The organism is Lunatimonas sp., assembly GCF_020832325.1.
Taxonomy (GTDB): Bacteria; Bacteroidota; Bacteroidia; order Cytophagales; family Cyclobacteriaceae; genus Lunatimonas.
Map to the genome: position 1 here is coordinate 15,531 of NZ_JAFIEU010000004.1, position 17,509 is coordinate 33,039.

Annotated in this window: 12 protein-coding genes; 5 read left to right on the forward strand and 7 right to left on the reverse strand. The window is 46.6% G+C overall.

Annotation, left to right across the window (positions count from 1 at the left end; all coding sequences use genetic code 11):
• Positions 1–358: 358 nt before the first annotated feature.
• Positions 359–1,231, forward strand: a complete 873-nt coding sequence (locus JJU34_RS01105) for a sugar phosphate isomerase/epimerase (protein ID WP_228690467.1) — start codon at positions 359–361, stop codon at positions 1,229–1,231.
• A 60-nt stretch (positions 1,232–1,291) separates the two neighbouring features.
• Here the strand turns inward: JJU34_RS01105 and JJU34_RS01110 are convergent, their stop codons facing one another.
• Both JJU34_RS01110 and JJU34_RS01115 read right to left on the reverse strand, forming a co-directional pair.
• A complete protein-coding gene (locus tag JJU34_RS01110) occupies positions 1,292–2,302 on the reverse strand; it encodes a pirin family protein (RefSeq protein WP_228690468.1) in 1,011 nt (336 codons plus the stop codon).
• 89 nt (positions 2,303–2,391) lie between these two features.
• Positions 2,392–3,129 (reverse strand): hypothetical protein, encoded by a 738-nt coding sequence (locus JJU34_RS01115; protein ID WP_228690469.1) that lies wholly within the window; start codon positions 3,127–3,129, stop codon positions 2,392–2,394.
• Between the two features lie 151 nt (positions 3,130–3,280).
• On the opposite strand from JJU34_RS01115, the gene rfbA reads away from it, so the two are divergent.
• Complete coding sequence (gene rfbA, locus JJU34_RS01120; RefSeq protein ID WP_228690470.1) at positions 3,281–4,147, forward strand: glucose-1-phosphate thymidylyltransferase RfbA; 867 nt, start codon at positions 3,281–3,283, stop codon at positions 4,145–4,147.
• Positions 4,148–4,184: 37 nt separating this feature from the next.
• Here rfbA and JJU34_RS01125 read toward each other — a convergent pair whose 3' ends face one another.
• A complete protein-coding gene (locus JJU34_RS01125; protein ID WP_228690471.1) occupies positions 4,185–5,549 on the reverse strand; it encodes a M28 family metallopeptidase in 1,365 nt (454 codons plus the stop codon).
• 296 nt (positions 5,550–5,845) lie between these two features.
• Here JJU34_RS01125 and JJU34_RS01130 point away from each other — a divergent pair, with 296 nt between their 5' ends.
• Both JJU34_RS01130 and JJU34_RS01135 read left to right on the forward strand, forming a co-directional pair.
• Entirely contained in the window at positions 5,846–8,023 is a 2,178-nt protein-coding gene (locus JJU34_RS01130; RefSeq protein ID WP_228690472.1) for an alpha-galactosidase, read from the forward strand.
• 254 nt (positions 8,024–8,277) lie between these two features.
• On the forward strand, positions 8,278–8,835 hold the full coding sequence (locus tag JJU34_RS01135) for a Uma2 family endonuclease (RefSeq protein WP_228690473.1): 558 nt from the start codon (positions 8,278–8,280) through the stop codon (positions 8,833–8,835).
• Between the two features lie 136 nt (positions 8,836–8,971).
• Here JJU34_RS01135 and JJU34_RS01140 read toward each other — a convergent pair whose 3' ends face one another.
• The 3 genes from JJU34_RS01140 to JJU34_RS01150 form a co-directional block, all read right to left on the reverse strand.
• Positions 8,972–10,201, reverse strand: coding sequence for an alkaline phosphatase family protein (locus tag JJU34_RS01140; RefSeq protein ID WP_228690474.1), 1,230 nt, complete (start codon positions 10,199–10,201; stop codon positions 8,972–8,974).
• A gap of 127 nt (positions 10,202–10,328) precedes the next feature.
• Positions 10,329–12,119, reverse strand: coding sequence for a RagB/SusD family nutrient uptake outer membrane protein (locus JJU34_RS01145; protein ID WP_228690475.1), 1,791 nt, complete (start codon positions 12,117–12,119; stop codon positions 10,329–10,331).
• 13 nt (positions 12,120–12,132) lie between these two features.
• A complete protein-coding gene (locus JJU34_RS01150; RefSeq protein WP_228690476.1) occupies positions 12,133–15,366 on the reverse strand; it encodes a TonB-dependent receptor in 3,234 nt (1,077 codons plus the stop codon).
• A 182-nt stretch (positions 15,367–15,548) separates the two neighbouring features.
• Here JJU34_RS01150 and JJU34_RS01155 point away from each other — a divergent pair, with 182 nt between their 5' ends.
• A complete protein-coding gene (locus JJU34_RS01155; RefSeq protein WP_228690477.1) occupies positions 15,549–16,148 on the forward strand; it encodes a TetR family transcriptional regulator in 600 nt (199 codons plus the stop codon).
• A gap of 27 nt (positions 16,149–16,175) precedes the next feature.
• Here JJU34_RS01155 and JJU34_RS01160 read toward each other — a convergent pair whose 3' ends face one another.
• Positions 16,176–17,309 carry a hypothetical protein gene (locus JJU34_RS01160; RefSeq protein ID WP_228690478.1) on the reverse strand — a complete coding sequence of 378 codons (1,134 nt, stop codon included), beginning with the start codon at positions 17,307–17,309 and terminating at the stop codon, positions 16,176–16,178.
• Positions 17,310–17,509 lie beyond the last annotated feature (200 nt).

The window sequence follows — 17,509 nt, forward strand, 5'->3', positions numbered from 1 at the left end:
TTTCGTTAGGTAGGGACGATTCCATACACTAAGGTAATGAATAAATTCATGTAACCCGCTGCCGAAGTAGGCTAAACTTTGATGAATAGCCAATAAACTGACTTTCCAAAACTGTTCCAGATACGTTAATTTATGTCAAAGGGCATGTTTTTCGGCGAAAAATAACTAAAATTACAGCTAGAAAAACGTTTAACCCAACGCATACCTTGACAAGTCTACTTTGGCTGACAGCAAATGTGGTGAATCGATTGGCTGGCACGCAAGACTTCATTGAATCAATGGATTCCTTTTCCGGTTGTTTTTTGCTCGGAGGCGGCTTCGATAGACTATGCAAACCCAAAAAAACACGTACTATTACATGATACAAAACAGACGTAATTTCCTAAAAAAGGCTTCTTTGTTTTCGTTGGCCGGTGTGGTTGGTTCCACTGACCTACTTGCCAATCCATGGATGGCAAAGTCCAAATCAATCGGTCTACAGCTCTATTCGCTACGAGATGACATCAAAGACAACGTAAAAGGTGTCCTAGAATCTGTAGCTAAAATTGGGTATAAGAAGCTGGAGGCAGCCAATTATGATAACGGATCCATCTACGGCATGTCCCCATCTGCTTTCAAGGATACGGTGAATGGCCTAGGAATGGAGATGAGAAGTGCACATGTGGGAGGGCCCAGGAGCTACTCCAAGGATACCCACAGTGAAGCAATGGACTGGTGGAAGAAAGCTGCGGATGATCATGCCGAAGCTGGTGCAACCTATTTGATCAAGCCTTCAATGCCTATCCCAAAAACACTGGATGAGCTGCGGGTTTGGTGCGACTACTATAATCAGGTCGGTGAGATTACCAAAGACAAAGGCTTGATGTTTGGTTTTCATAACCACTCCCGCGAGTTCGAAAAGATAGAAGGAGAGATCATGTTTGACTTCATGTTAAAAAACACAGACCCCAAGCTGTTTTGCATGGAGCTAGATGTGTACTGGTGTCAGGAGGGAGGCTACAATCCGGTAGATTATCTAAAGAAATACAAAGGACGCTTTCCGCTACTACACATCAAAGATGAAAAGGAAATTGGACAAAGTGGAAAGATGGATTTCAAAGCCATTTTCAAAGCTGCCTATGCGCAGGGAATGAAGGACTATTTTGTGGAGGTAGAGCGGTATAACCACCCTCCATTGGAAAGTGTTCGTCAAAGCTATGAATATCTCGCCAAGGCTTCTTTTGTGAAATAAGGAAGTCGTTTCATGGTGAAGCTCAAAAAAGCCCCTCAGGACGTCTGAGGGGCTTTCTAGTTATTTTACTTCTTCTCGGCCATCTGCATGAATGGCAAATCGTCCTCTCTCTTTGGGGTGGGTATGCTCATCTGAGGGCCAAGGCCAGCCGCCAAATTGCGTACGCTGAAATTCGTACACAGCCTGTTGGATCTCTTCGTTGCTATTCATTACAAACGGCCCGTGTTGCACCACCTTTTCATTCAAGGGCTTGCCCTGAAGGAAGATAAAATGGCCCTCTTGGTTACCGTTTTGGATAGTTAGGGCACCTGCTGGATCCATATCAAGGGAATGCCTCTCGGGAATGCGTTTGCCTTCCACGGCAATGGAGTCACCCGCATAGAAAAACAAGGTGCGGTTTACACCAGCCGAACTTTTGGGTAGGTCAAATTGGGCTCCTGCTTCCATGTGAATGTGCCAAATCTGCACGTCGTTAGCAGGGTCTGCAGCCCAGGAATCGGGTGCTGGGTCAGGACCCCGCAGGCCATCTAGCTGGCCACTGATCAGCTTGACATGGGTCGCTTTGCCCGATTCGTCCCGCATGGTTTTTATCGGAATTGATTCATTCCACATCATTTTAAAGTGGGCTGGAACCTGCTTACTTTTTTGGGGTAAGTTTAACCAAATCTGGAAAAGGAGCAGTTCGTTGGCGTCATCCTCCTTGAGTAATGGAAACATTTCCGAGTGCATAACACCCCGTCCCGCAGTCATCCACTGTACGTCGCCTTCACCAAAGCGTCCAGCTGCACCCAGCGAATCGGAGTGGTCTACCAAGCCTTTTTCGACGATAGTTACTGTTTCAAAACCCTTGTGGGGATGAGAAGGGAAACCGGGCACCCGCGACCCATGATACATATTCCAACCGTCTTTTCCGTGAAAATCCCGGCCAATTAAACGCCCTTCTAGGGAAGCCTTTGGGGCCATATTGCCATCCCCACGGGGAAATATGTCGTGGTGGTAGGCGCAAAACAAAAATGGATCTTGTGTGACCCACTGGGATCCTAGCTGTCGTATCGTTTTTATACTAGTCATAGCTGAAACCTGATAAGGTTAATTGATGTATATACATTTATTAACCAAGTATACGTTTTTAAGTTCCCTTTTTAGGGCAAAAAAATCAGCTAGTAAACACCTGTAAATTTGGACAGGTACCGGCGGTACACCACCTGCCCTTGAAAAAGGATGTCGGTGAATCTATTGTAATTTTGTACGCCGTCTAATTTGTCCGACAGGGACACCAAGAATCCGCCCTCCAGCGATAAGTCTGAATAGAGGTCCAGTTTGTAACTTATTCCGCCTCTGAAAGGTAGGTAAACCGAGGGTCTTACCTTGTTTTCTACGTAAGAACCGGCACTTTTTAGCATGGTTTCTCGGTTGATCGCCATCAAAAATCCCACCCCTGCGCCAGCGTAGATATTGATGGGATTCCTGTAAGCATGTCCCTCTTGTTTAAAAAGGTTAACGGTGGGCATAATGTCTGCAAAAACAATATTGGAAGTTGATTCAATGGCTTGGTTGGAATCGGCCCATTGTTCAACAATTACGGTATTGAAGTACGTTGCTTCCCGGCTCTTGTAAAATTGGTATCCCAAGGTGGCTCTTAAGTCCAAGTGGGGGTTGATGCTTCTCCCATAGGTGGCTGAGAGGGATGGTCGTACGTTAAAATCTACTCTTCGAACGGAGCCGCTGTTGTCTGCATAGACGAAGGATGGACCGAATCCCGCTTGAAAATAATTTTCCCGGGGTATTTTTTCTTTGTAAAAGCTTTGTGCCTTGGAGGATTCGCAGCTAACTACAGTCAGCAGGAACACCAGACCCAAGAAGGTGAGGGTGTTGTTTTTTTTTGAAGCGCGTTTCATTGAAAGGTTTGGCGTACGTTATGGTAATTCTAACGATAGAAAGGTTCAAATATGATAAATTTATACCCAACTTTGGTGCGAAATTATCTTGTTTTGTTTACAAATTTTATAATTTTAGGATTTTATTTTAAATCCTTATATAACAGCCAACATGAAGGGAATTATTTTAGCGGGAGGATCAGGTACCCGCCTTTATCCGCTCACCATTGCAGTGAGTAAGCAATTGATGCCAGTGTACGATAAGCCAATGATCTATTACCCATTATCTGTTTTGATGATGTCGTTCATTCAGGATATCCTAATTATTTCTACCCCAGAAGATATTGACTCGTTTAAAAGGTTACTGGGTGATGGATCTCAGGTCGGTTGCCGTTTTTCTTATGCGGTTCAGCCCAAACCGGAAGGCTTGGCACAGGCTTTTATCATCGGTGAGGAATTTATTGGTGATGATAAGGTAGCGTTGATTTTGGGAGACAATATTTTTTATGGTACCGGTCTGCAACCTACATTGATAAAGCATACCGATCCAGATGGAGGGGTGGTGTTTGCTTACCATGTAAACGACCCGGAGCGGTACGGTGTGGTTGAGTTTGATAAGGATCAGAAAGTAATCAGTATCGAAGAGAAGCCGGAGAATCCAAAATCCAATTACGCGGTTCCTGGCCTTTATTTTTACGACAACAGCGTGGTTGAAATTGCTAAGAATATTAAACCGAGTGTCAGAGGAGAGTTGGAAATCACCGACGTGAACAACGTGTACCTCAAAAACGGTAAACTAAATGTAGGCATACTGAATAGGGGAACGGCCTGGCTGGACACGGGGACCCATCAGTCTTTGCTCCAAGCTGGACAATTTGTAGAGGTGATTGAGGAGCGGCAGGGGCTCAAGATTGGTTGCATAGAAGAAATCGCGTATCGTAGTGGATACATTGATGACGAGCAGCTTCTTGCGCAAGCAGCTCGGCTTGGCAAAAGTGGGTACGGAACTTACCTAAAGGGCTTAGTAGGGACCCTTTAGTGCGGTTTTCATCATGTACGTTTCACATCCTAGACAATTAGCGAATGGGCTGAGGAAATACCGCCAAACTTTCAAACCCACCATCTGTTACTGCCTGTACAGCGAAGAAGTAATTGTCCTTAGAGTAGGGTAGCTTAATTTCACGTTCGGAAGTATAAAATTTCTTTTCCCACATCGGTGAACTAGTCTCCCGCATCAACACATAATAGCCGGTGGCACTGCCGTGTTCCGGCTCATTCCATTTCAGCAGCGTATGGTTTATGTTCTCGATCGAAACCGCTCTCGGACTCAAATCAAGAGAAACGTCCTGGGGCACGGAGGGGGCTGAGGCAAGGTTTGCCAGCACGGCTACGTTGACGGCCGTATTTTTCCGCAGGTATTCGTAATCGATATGTTCGGCAACGTCACCGTATTCGGCACCATTTTCCGTACGGAGATCCTGATGTTGCTGATAGTAGTTCTCGTTGAATTCGCATAAGCGGATGGCCGTGAATCCTTGACGGGCAAAGGGTGTGTGGTCTCCTCCACGCATAAATCGGTCGTTTCGGTATATCAGTTTGATTTCTAGCTGATCTACGTACCGCTCTCCTACATCTTTGATGTATCGTGCAAGTTGCCGGGATTTGCTGTCGTTTTCCCCGTTGGTAGCCTTTCGAATGGCCTCCATTTGTTCGTTTTCAACCATCGGGATACCTTCTGAGAACACCCTCAGTCGGGTATTGTCTCGGAGTTGGGTTCCGTTAGAGGTGCTGTTGCCGATCATATCGTTGTTGAGCATGGCGACGAGGTTCCATTTCTCTTGCTTGGCTTTTTTGGCCAAATAGTCGGCTCCCAGCAGGCCTTGTTCTTCTCCCGAGACCAGCGCAAATACGATGGTAGCAGGAAATGGTTTTTTGCTTAAGATTCGGGCCATTTCCAAAACTGCCACTACACCCGATCCATCGTCATTTGCTCCGGGCGAGTCACTTACCCGGTCCATTACGTCTGAGACGCGGGTATCTATGTGTGCGCTCACCAAAAACACCCGGTTGTCGCTAGGGTCAGTACCTTTCAGCGTAGCCATCACGTTGCCGGTGCGTGTATCCTGATCCACCCGCCGCCCATCTGTACGTTCGGTATAATAATCGATTTCTGCGGTCAGTCGTCCGTTTGAGGCAGCAGCAAACTGTTGAAATAAGCCCAAAGCATATTGCCTGGAGGCCTCTATGCCCCGGTTTGGTTGATCCTCGCTGAGGGTATGCCTTGTGCCAAATCCTACCAGATTTTCCATATAGTCCCGGAGATTCGAAACGTTTACCTGGTCTACCAACTGGGTGATCTCACCGCTTCGGTTTACAGTGGGGACTTGGGCCTGTACCCAAAAAGGTAATCCAATGAATAGAAGGAGTAGTGTCCTGCACATGGTTGTTAGGGGTTTGTTTCGTAGGTAATATCAAGTTGTAGCCCAAAAATACGAGCCTTGCATCCTAAAAAAAGAACAGTTTGTCAAAAAAATGCCGTTATTTTTACACTCTCTACGATGAAGCACTGGATTTTTTATAAAGCTTAAGCAGGGTTTTGGGGCTTTTTTCCTATGTTTAGCATGGGTTATTCGTTGGAGCCGGCTGCCTATCGTAGGCAGAATATGAACATGCGGAGGGAGCTGTATCAAGCTGGATATCGGTTTGTTGCTACATAGAATATAAATTCTTAAAATTTATGGCGGAATATACGCGGGATTTGATCCCCTCTATAGGGATGTTTCTAGTGATTGTTTTAGGACTTTCATGTACTGGCAAGCCGGATCACCGGCCTTTGGAGGACTGGTTGGTGGACGGCATGAATCGCCCCGCCCGTGTCACAGAAATAGCTGGAAATGAATTGACGTTGGATAATGGGCTGGTACGGCGGAGTTTTGTGCTCAGCCCTGATTTCGCCTGTTACGACTTTACCAACCTAATGACGGGCGCACAAATTCTGCGTACTGTCTCTCCTGAGGCGAAGGTCACCTTGAATGGCAGGACCTATCCTGTCGGAGGCCTTGTCGGACAAAGAGAGCGTGCATATTTCCGCAAGGAATGGCTTGAAGATATGCGGGCCGAGGAATCTGCTTTTCGGTATAAAGGCTACGAGATCGCCGGCATAGAACCACATGTCAACTGGAATCCGCAGTTTTGGTCCACCGCCGCTAATGATGGCACAGGTAAAAAGGTGTCACTGGAATTTTCTCACCCAGACTTTCCGGGGTTAATATTGAAGGTTCACTACGAGCTGTTTGATAATCTCCCGCTAATCGGGAAATTCCTGACGCTCGAAAATGGAGACTCCAAAGCCGTCTACATTGACCAGGTAGTCAACGAAGTGCTAGCGGTCGTAGAGGAGGAATCGGCGGTAGTGGGAGAGTTAGATGAAATGAAAAAGCCACACCAGCTTTACATTGAAAATAATTTTGCGTTTAACAACGCCATGCATGCGGAAATCAGCGCACAGGCTACTCACTGGAAAACAGACTCGCTATACACCTCCCAAGTAAACTACAATTTCCAGACTCCCGTTCAGCTGGAAGTTTATCCGGAGAAGGGTATCGGAATCAATCTGCTACCGGGAGAGGTCTATACTTCCATCCGTACCTATGAACTCGTATTGGATAGTTATGACCGTGAGCGAAATGGGTTGGCGAGGCGTAAAATGTACCGGCATATCACGCCATGGGTATTACAGAATCCGATTTTTATGCATTTGGTCAGCAAGACGGACGATGAAGTAAGAACTGCCATCGACCAATGTGTAGATACAGGATATGAAGCATTGATACTGAGTTTTGGCAGCCATATCAATATGGAGGATACTTCCCCCGAAAACCTTCGGCGCTGGAAAACGCTGGCAGACTATGCCCATGAACGTGGCATTAAGATAGGAGGGTATTCGTTATTTAGTTCCCGGTCCATTGGTCCGGAACACGATGTCATTAGCCCCCTTACAGGAAAACCGGGAGGGGCATTCTTTGGAAACGCTCCCTGCATGGCCAGCAGTTGGGGACTGGATTACCTGGAGAAGATCAAGCATTTTTTTTCGGAAACAGGCTTTGATATCTTTGAAAACGATGGGCCCTATCCCGGTGATGTATGTGCTTCCACGTCACACCCGGGGCACGAGGGTCTGCACGATTCCCAGTGGGTTCAGATTAACTTGCAAAAAGACCTCTACAGGTGGATGAATGCCCAGGGTATTTATATCAATGCTCCGGATTGGTATTTTCTAGATGGAACCCATAAGATCGCGTTTGGTTACCGGGAGGTGAATTTTTCGCTATCTAGGGAGCAACAAAAGATCCTCAACCGCCAAAATATCTACGACGCTACTTGGGAAAAAACACCCTCGATGGGGTGGGGCTTTGTACCTCTCACGGCCTATCATGGCGGTGGTGCAGATGCTGTACTGGAGCCCCTCAACGAGCATTTGGATGACTACAGGCAGCTGATGATGCAATATTATGGTGCCGGTGTGCAGGCTTGTTACCGGGGACCCCGGTTGTATGACACGGAGCAGACCAAGGAGATGGTGATCGAAGTAATCGATTGGTATAAGAAATACCGAAATATTTTAAATGCAGACATCATCCGCCTGCGACGGGCCGACGGTCGGGAATGGGATGGATGGATGCACGTAGACCCCCAAGGTAACGAAAAGGCCCTCGTCATGCTGTTTAACCCTACAGATGAGCTATTGGAAATGGATCTTGTATTACCCTTATACTATACCGGTCTGCGGGGAGAGGCAGCTGTATCAGAGGAAGGCCGTCAATCCAAAAAGATTGCCCTAGACCCAATGGGTAGGGGAGTGTTGAAAAGGCAGCAGATACCGCCTAACGGGTATACTTGGTTGGTAGTGAACTAGTGGGTTTTCGTTGTAGGGAAGCCTAGGGTTGGGCCTTTTTTATATTACAGAACTTTCAGCGATAAGCCTACAAGCCATTCCTATGGACGAATGTATTTGTATCGAAATGCTTCGATCACTGAGTACTTTTGATACAAAACTAGTGGCTGTTAAAGTAAAAAATCAGCCAAGAAAACCTAGGGCTGCTTGTCGTCTTCGTTATTTTTTTAAAACTAGAAAAAGGCTATCTTTATACATATAAAACCCTGATTTCAATGAAAATGGAAGTATTAAAGCGGTTGATCAGTGTGGATGAATACCACAAAATGGCTGAGATTGGAATACTCAAGCCCGATGACCGTTTAGAACTTATAAACGGTGAAATTTTTGAAATGACCCCTATCGGAAGTAAGCATGCTGCAATTGTAGATCATTTAGCAATGAAAATGAACCAACTACTGTCAGGACAAGTTATCGTCAGAATTCAAAATCCGTTAAGATTGAGTGTAACTAACGAACCGGAGCCCGATATCAGTATCTTAACCTATCGATCAGATTTTTATGCTTCCGCACACCCCGTGCCTGCCGATGTGCTGGCAATCATCGAAGTTTCAAATGCCTCTATCAAGTTTGATAAAGAAGTAAAAGCCCCGCTCTATGCCGTTCACGGCATCCCCGAATATTGGATTATAGATTTGGAAAACAATCGTGTAGAGGTTTTTTCAAATGTTAAAGAAGGGACGTATTCGAAAACCAAGGTATATCTGCCGGGGGAGGAAATTAGTTTGATTGATAAAAAATTTGCTGTGAATGATGTGTTTATTTTAGGCTAGTGGCTTTCGGAAATTTACCGCGTGTTTTCCGCTTTACATAGAAATTAATGTCGATTTCAATCTGTTTTTTTTCTAAAGCGGGTACGATATATTCTAGACCAGGCATATTTTTCCGCCTGGTCTAGGGTTTTCTACCTCAGGGACTGTTTCTCACCCATACATTGCAATACCCTTCTGGCAGTTCTAGCACCACCTTCAGGTTTTGGTACTCGGTGCCCAGATCCAGGGTAGCGGTGGCCGCTTTCAGATCCACTTCGCCCACTAGGCGGTAAGTGTCCGAGTTCCCGAACCGGAATTGATTTCCAGCAGTTATCCAGACTTTGGCCCGGCTTTCGGTGTCATAAGTTTGCCAGCTGAGGTGCAAAAGATTTCCTTCTAGCGAACTCTTTAGTTGGTCGGCATAGGCGGTTCCAAGTAGGGAAATGCCGTCTATCTCCATCGCTTGGTTTTTTGGAATGGGGATGCCCATAAAGTCTGCCATCGTGGGCAGTAGATCGACCACACCGGGAATAGAAGTAGCCCGTTTATTGAGTGGTTGGCTGGAGACGATCCACGTAGCCCGCTCTTCGTCCGACTGACCCCCATGGTTGAAACCACCGTCTGCGCGACCATGGTCTGTCGTTATCAATAATAGCCATTCTTCGTCGTAAAGCTTCTCTCGTTCTTGGATTGCCGCCCAGATTTGGCCCACCTGCTTGTCTGCCTCTTGAATTGCCCGATCCATCTGCTCGCTGGCACCGAATCTGTGTCCCATATCGTCGGTATACTGGAGATAGACCCAAGACAAATCGGGCCCTTTTTCCAGCACATCTTTGGCAGCATAGGCGGCCACCAGCTTGTCAATTTCATGGATGTAGTTGCTCTTATCGTCGTGGGGAAAGCTTAGCGTATCAATTTCCAGTCCATCGAAGTGATAATCCAGCTGAAGGTGTCCGGTCTCAGGTAGGTTTTCGCCTACTAATTTGGTCCTATTGTCCAGCCAGGTAGAGTAGACAGCGGTCTTTTTGTGAGGGAAGGCCGTTTTGAAGTACCGAAACACGGTCCAATAGTTATAGTTGGGCTGGCGAATGCTGTTGTCCTTCACATTGTGTTTGTTGTACCACACGCCGGTAAGCAGGCTGTTGTAACCAACGGCCGAGATGGTGGGTGTTTCGGAATAACCACCTCGCATGCCACCTACGTGGGCATGGACGTACGCACCTTTTTGACTTATTTCATCTATTGCGGGTGTGGGGTTTTTCTCCAGCAGTTCGCGTTGGATACCGTCTAAGATGATAAATAGCGTTTTCCGTTCCTGCGCAAAGGAGGAGACGTGTATCGTGCTCAACAGCACAACGAAAAATAGAAGGGAAAAAGGATGCTTCATATGTTTATAGTTGTTTTTTCAATGGTCGTGCCTGCCTGGTGTAAGGCAGACGTGATCGGGGTATCAAATTTCAATAAAAAAACACCTCTTCCAACCAGTTGCGGAAGAGGTGTCATTCAGGAGATGTTTATTCCCAACCGAACCGCTGTTCCAAGTTGCTGTTAAGCGTGACTTGAGAAAAGGGTATAGGACGGTAATAGTATTTGGGATCAATGAATTGCCTTGGTGTTACTTCTGTCACCAAAGGACCTCCGTTGACACCATTCTTTAGGTAGACCGTGACATTGTCTGCAAATTCTCCCGCTCGATAGTAAACCAACAGCGTACCCAGTGCATTACGTTCCTTTTCTGGATCCGCCGGAATGTTCTGGTCTCTTCCGATCAGGATTATGTCTTCGTGACCATCCCCGGTCAAGTCGTATTTTCCGAGTCCTGGGAAATACATGCCTTCTGGAATGCGCTCCAAAAGTTTCCCTGCACCCCAGCGCATCAGGTCGTCGAATCGGTACCCCTCCAGTGCAAATTCTACCCGCCTTTCTCGTCTGATTTCCAATAATACGCCCGTGTGGGGGCCGGTAACGGCTGGGTATTTTTCTGCCATAAATGGATCTGGATTACTATTTGCCTGGGCCAACTGCAGCGCTGGGAGACCCACCCGGTTTCGAATCACGTTCACCGAAGCGTCTAGGTCTGCCTGAGTAATTTCGCCAAGCTCTGCTTTTGCTTCGGCAAAAGTCAATAGCACTTCCGCATATCTGTAAACCGGAAAATCCAAACTACCGATAGCGATGTTGTCGATGGTATTGTTATAACCTTTTTGTTGGAAATACCCCGTAAAGTTTCGGTTCATCAGGGGAATAAAAGGAGTAGGATCGGGCTGTCTTATCCAGCCGGGATACACCAATGTTTGCGAAACACGAGGATCACGGTTAGCAAACTCCTCTACGTATTGCATGCTTTGGTAGTTTGGAATATCCGTAAACCGTGTTCCATCGGCCATCAGGTAGGTCTGAACCAAATCTCTGGAGGGAGATTGCTCATAGGTACCAAATACCGTAAAATTGATATTGCTGTTCCGATCTTTATTGATGTCATAGGGGTTTACTAGGATTACTTCCGAGTTGCCTATTAAGTTTTGGCTCCTGAACAGTGCTGCATAATCCGCTTGAGGATTACCGGTGGAATGCAGGGAGAATTTCCCGGAATTGATCACTTCAGATGCTACGTCCCGCGCTTTCGTCAAAAAACTGGAGGCCGTCTGCTGGAGGTTGAGTTCAGGGTGATATTTCCGAAAGGTTCCCTCGTAGAGCGCTGTCCTTGCGTAGAAGTTTTTCACTGCCCATTTTCCCGGAGTTCCGGTGGGTACTTGCTCCCGCACGTGATTGGAGGCGAATTCCAAGTCTTCCATTACCCGTTCCATTACATACTCTCTGGTATCTCTAGGTTTGAAAAGCTCCTCATCGGTAGGATTAAGCAGGTTGCCGTACCAGGGTACGTCCGAATAGCGCTTTACCATACCCATGTAGAAGACGGCCCGGTAGTACCTAGCCAATCCTTCAAAATGATTTTTGGCTTCGGGAGTGGCGTTTGCTCCTACCATGTTATCCAAGAAGTAATTAATATTTCGCAGCCTGGCCCAGTTCCACCCTCCGGTGATATTTTGAGAGGTTGGGGTGCCTGTCATGATGGTCTTGATTTCAATGGCTGCAGTAGTGGCAAGGTTGTCACTGTTTTGATCTGCTTGATACTGACCCACACCGGGGAGTTCCAATAGCCCGTTTACGTAAAGCCTTAGGTCTTCCTCTGATTTGAAGAACTCTTCCGGTGCGATGGAAGTTTGGGGGTATCTGTCCATAAATTCATCGTTACAGGCAGATACCATGAAGGCAAGAAAGCTAATGATGATATATTTTTTCATGTTTAACACCAGTTTAGAGATCAATATTTACACCTGCGGAGTACCTGCGTTGGAAAGGGTAGGCCCAGCCATACCCATCATTCACTGCTTCCGGATCCACAAAGCTCTTGATAGCCGAGAACTCGAACAGGTTTTCACCCGTCACGAACAATCTTACCCGCGACGCTTTTATTTTTCTGGATACTTCCATGGGAAGGGTGTATCCTATGGAGAGATTCTTGATCCGCAAGTAAGCGGCATTTAGCAAATACTGAGTCTGAGGAATGTCCAGCCCTGCGCCATAGTTGGCATCTGCCAGCCAGGATTGCAGCACGGGATACCTTGAATCCAAGTTTACGTCGGCAAGCCCTGCATCCAGATAAGACTGGGAGTGGCGCGCGCGCATGGCTTCTGAATCGGCTTCTCCTCGGTAGAAATCCAGATTCCATGGGTAAATATTCGCATAGGGCTGTTGATAAGGGCCCCAAAACAAATAATGTCTGGGATAGTAATCCTGTCTCCCAACACCTTGAATGAAGAGGGAGAGGTCGAATCCTTTCCAGGATGCATCCATGTTCGCACCGAATTGATACCTGGGTCGGCTGTTTCCGATGATGCTCAAATCTCTAGGATCCTCTTCCGTTTGGCCTCTTTCAATACGGCCGTCTCCGTCCAGGTCTCGGTATTTGGGCCATCCTGGTACGATATCCAATGCGCCCCAAGGGATGATGGCCGACTGGTTCAGTTGGCTGATTTCGTCTTCGTTTCGGAAATAGCCATCGTTGGTCAAGCCCCATATTTCACCCACTTCCTGTCCTACCCGGTAGTTTGAAAACAACCGTTGGTCGTTTTCAAAGCGAGTGATCCATGAACGGGAGTCGGAGACAAATACTTTGGAGTTAAACTGAATGGGCTCACTACCGGTCGCAAACTGTGTTCGGTAGGAAAGAGTCATTTCCCATCCTTTGGTTTGCAAGTCAGCGGCATTTTGCTGTGGCGGAGAAGTCCCCAATACGCCAGGGAGCTCTACTGGATTGGTCAGCATGTCTTTGGTATTCCGCACGAAATAATCAAAGGAGGCAAAGAACTTGTCCTGCCAAAGTCCGAGGTCTACTCCGAAGTTGGAGGTGATCACCCGCTCCCAAGTATAAAAATTGGGATCCACGGCCAAAGGTGGTGCAGATGTAATCACCAATTGTCGGTCTCCATTGATCAAGTTGCTGGATAGCCCAGTTGGCAGGGCCTGAATGTATCCAAAGTTGGATACGTTTTGATTGCCAAGGCTTCCGTAGGAGGTTCTGAACTTGAGTGTGGGAGAAAGGTCCGTGTTTTGCCCAGGGAAAAAGGATTCGTCACTGACGATCCATGACCCAGAGAGGGAGGGGAAGAAGCCCCAACGGTTGCTTGAAGGAAACCTAGACGATCCATCATACCTACCGTTGAACTCCACGATATATTTATTGTTCAGCGTGTAGTTTGCCCTTCCAAATAAGCTTTGGGTGGCATAGGAACTGTAGCCCGGTGTGATAAACTGATCGCCAGTGGTGAGTCCGAGGTAGGGCAGGGAAGATGAAATCAACACCCTTCGTTCGGATTGTACAGAGCTATAGGTGTAACTTTCTTGGTTATACCCACCGAGCAAGCTTATTGAGTGGGTGCCGAAAGTTTTGTTGTAATTGGCATATAGGTCAAAAATAGTGTTTTGTAGTGTACCGTTTCTTTCAGCCACCAAGCCGTCACCACCCTCGGTTCGGATATCCTCCGGACCGAAGCCTATTTCAAATTTTCTTCTATCCCAAGCGTATTTCCACTGCTCTCTTTTGAAGCTGGCATTACCGGTAATGTTCAGATCGCCATTTAGCATGGTACCGGTAGCCCGGATGATGTTATGAAAACCAAACATATCCTCCCGGTTACGCCCGCCGTCGTTCAAACGGGCAGCCAATCGGCCAGCACCGGTGTTTGCCCATGTACCATCCGGGTTTTCCGCGACCTGAATAGGCGTCAGGTAGTAGATGTCGGTGATATTTGCCGCAGGGTCTCCACGTTCTGTTTGGTATAGGTTGAGGTTGTTGTCCAGTTTTAACCACTTTTTCGGGGTTGCACTTACTCTTGCTCGTAAGGAATAGCGGTCCCAGTAGTCCGGTACCAGCTTATTCAGACCATTTTCCCTGGTATAGTCACCGGAGATATAATAATTTATCGGTAGGTCGTTGGCGTTGGCACTGCCACTGATGGCAAGGCTTTGATTTGTGGAAAAACTCGACGCATTGAAGAAGTAATCATACCAATCGTAGTTGCCCATATAGGCCCATCGGTTAGGATCGTTGGGGTCTATTCTTACATCTTCGATTGATGGGTTCTCCGAGCGTTCCTTTGCCCACTGATAATGTGCATCGTTGAAATTGATGTAATTCCAGGGGGTATTGCTGGTAGCCTGGTCCATTACGCGGGAATAGATGTAGGGGTCTGTCACCGGGCGGGGAAGGACTGTAGGTTTTCCCCAAGTGAAGTTGCTGTTATAGCTTATGGTCTGCTTGGCACCTCCGGTTTTGGTTGTAATGAGAATGACTCCAAAGGCTGCCCTTGCACCATAAATAGCTGCAGATGCGGCGTCACGAAGCACCGAAAAGGATTCAATATCCGCAGGGTTGAGTCTTAGCAGGTCCTCGTAGGCACCTGCCACTCCATCAATGACAATTAGTGGACCGCCTCCGTTTATGGAAGTGAATCCACGGATGTTGATGTCCGGCACGGAACCGGGCCGACCACCTGAATAGGTGATGTTTAGTCCGGGACTCGCTCCTTGCAATCCCTGCATGACGTTTGCTACAGGTCTGTTAACCAACTGCTCCCCGCCAATTTGATCCACAGCTCCTGTTAGGTTAATCTTTTTTTGCGTACCGTATCCTACTACCACGACCTGCTCCAGGAGCGTTTCCTCCAGAGTAAGTGTTACGTCTAGCGTGCTCCTTCCAGCCACTTTTATGGTTTGGGTTTCAAAGCCGATAAACGAAAAAACCAGCTCTACGTCACTTGAACTGGTTTGAATGGTGTATCTTCCGTCGATGTCGGTGATGGCGACGTTAGACGCGTTACGTTCGTAGACGGAGACGCCCGGTAGGGGTAGGTTTTCCGCCTGATCTCTGACGATGCCACTGACAGTTTGCTGGGCATACAAGTTCATCGTCCCAACGAAAATAAAGAAGGCTACCCAGATCTGGATCGCCAAATAGTTTCTTTGAGACTTGGGTAAAGTTGTTTCCATAGGATAGCGTTTATTAATTTTTGTGCAAGTTAGTCGCTGGGTATTACTTCAAAATGAAGGGTATGTTAAGAAATGTTTATTGAATGTTCATTCAATATTAAATAAAAGTTTTTTATTCGAAAAATATATTTTTATTTTTTTAAATTTGTTTTTGATCCTATTTGATGATTAACCTGTTGAGTATGAAAAATTCTATTAGGGCGGAGAGGGAATCGGAAATTGTGGAGGGTTTTTATAAATTGGCACAGGAGGTGGGGCTAGAAAATGCTTCCATCGCTAAGATCGCCAAGCGATTGGAGATCCCTCCTAGCTTAATCATGCACTATTTCCCGACCAAGGATATACTGATCCAAGAGTTGATTACATTTATTTTAGAGCATTACCAACTCATCTACGAGCCTATCTTGACCCAATTGAGAACCTCCAAAAGTTTGGATGTAAATAAACTGGTAGAGCGCTTGTTTTCAAGAGAGTGGAATTTACTCTTTGATGATGGCGTATTCTACAGTTGTTATGCGCTCACCTTTCGCAATCCTACCATTCGAGAAGCCTACAAAAATCTCCATGTGGCACTTCGCCGGACCTTGGATGAGATTTTGCAGCAGGATCCGGTCCTCGGAAAGGGCGATACAGAACGACTTGCCGAACAGATTTTTGTCGTGGTGGAAGGTGCCTATTACTACCTCGGAATGATTGATGACGAGTCAGAATATGCGACGAAGCTGGAGTTTTTCAAACAACAGGTAATTGACCTATTGAATGTGGTTGGTGTTGGGGGTTAGGGAGCCGCTATGGGTAGATGTTAAGTATCAGGATTCCTTTGGGGTCAGGGCTAATTTATAAATAGTCACTTGTCCAGCGGCATCCGAACTTTGATAGGCGGTGTTTTTCAAGCCATAAATATACGACTCCGTACTTTTGAAATGGATGATTTCTGAGACCTCGCGGGGAATTTCTATTTCATTGGACCAACCGTTTTGGTGGGTGAAAAATTTTAATAGGTTACGCTGTAGGGATTTTAAGAGCCGGGGATCTACCATAGGCTGCCTATCGACCTCCTCCTTCTCCAAACCCTCTCCATAGGTGACAGCAAATCCTCCATCAAATCCGAACAGACCGTCAATCACTGCCGGATACACACCGTCCATGTTACCCAGTGGAATGGGATTCGGAGTAACCTGTATAAATTTTTTGGCCTCAAGTGGAATGGATTGGAGAGGGAAATCCCCATTCTCCAACTGATAAATATGGATGACGGGCTCATTGTCCAATACAAAATATAACTCCTCTTCGAAAATAGACACCAAAATATAAGGGGTGTCGTGATAGGTGTCTTCTTGGAACTTGCTTTCTATGGCCAGTTTATAAACAGGGTTTATAGTTCCCGTGCTAAGGTTGATACGTTCCAGTAGGTAGTTGTTTTTGAAATAGTTTTTTTCATACGGATTGGCGCCGTTTCTTCCTGGAAAGTATACAAAGACTTCGTTTTCTTGGGACGCCATACTTTTGACGTTGCTTCGCATAGCCGGCAAGGTGGACTGAAAGGGCATGAGGATTTTCTGAGAAAACGTAAGCGTGCTGTCCAAGAGTCCGATTTCGCCGTTTAGGGACTGCAATAGTAGCGAACCGTCGGGCCGATGTAGCATTCCAACAACGTATCCCAACGCATTTGGTCCGTCCTCTTCGACGAAGGTAGTACGTAAGATGGTTCCGGTGGTATCAAACTGGGTAAGGGAAACGTCTTTAAAATGGTAGAAAACACCCTTTTGCCCATTAAACGCTACCCCATGGACTTCCTTGCCAAAATCCACGGAAAACGAATCAATCTTAACCAAGTCCCATCCTGTTTTAGGTTCTTCAACTGGGGAATAAGACGAACAGGATACCACCAAAAAGGTAGACAGAAATACAATAAAAAGGTGGGTAATTTGTTTTATATGCATGCGCAAAAATACGGCTTGCCCAAGCAGCAATCAAAGTGATAGGGAGGGAAATTATTATCAAAGTTTTGCTACAAATCCTCGTACCATTTTTCCTCAAAGGTGTAGGCACTTTGGACGTCGGCCCTCAGCACGCGGTATACCATCCAAAGTACAAGTATAGGGCTGGCGGAGAACATAAATAGGATAATAGCTGTGTTTAA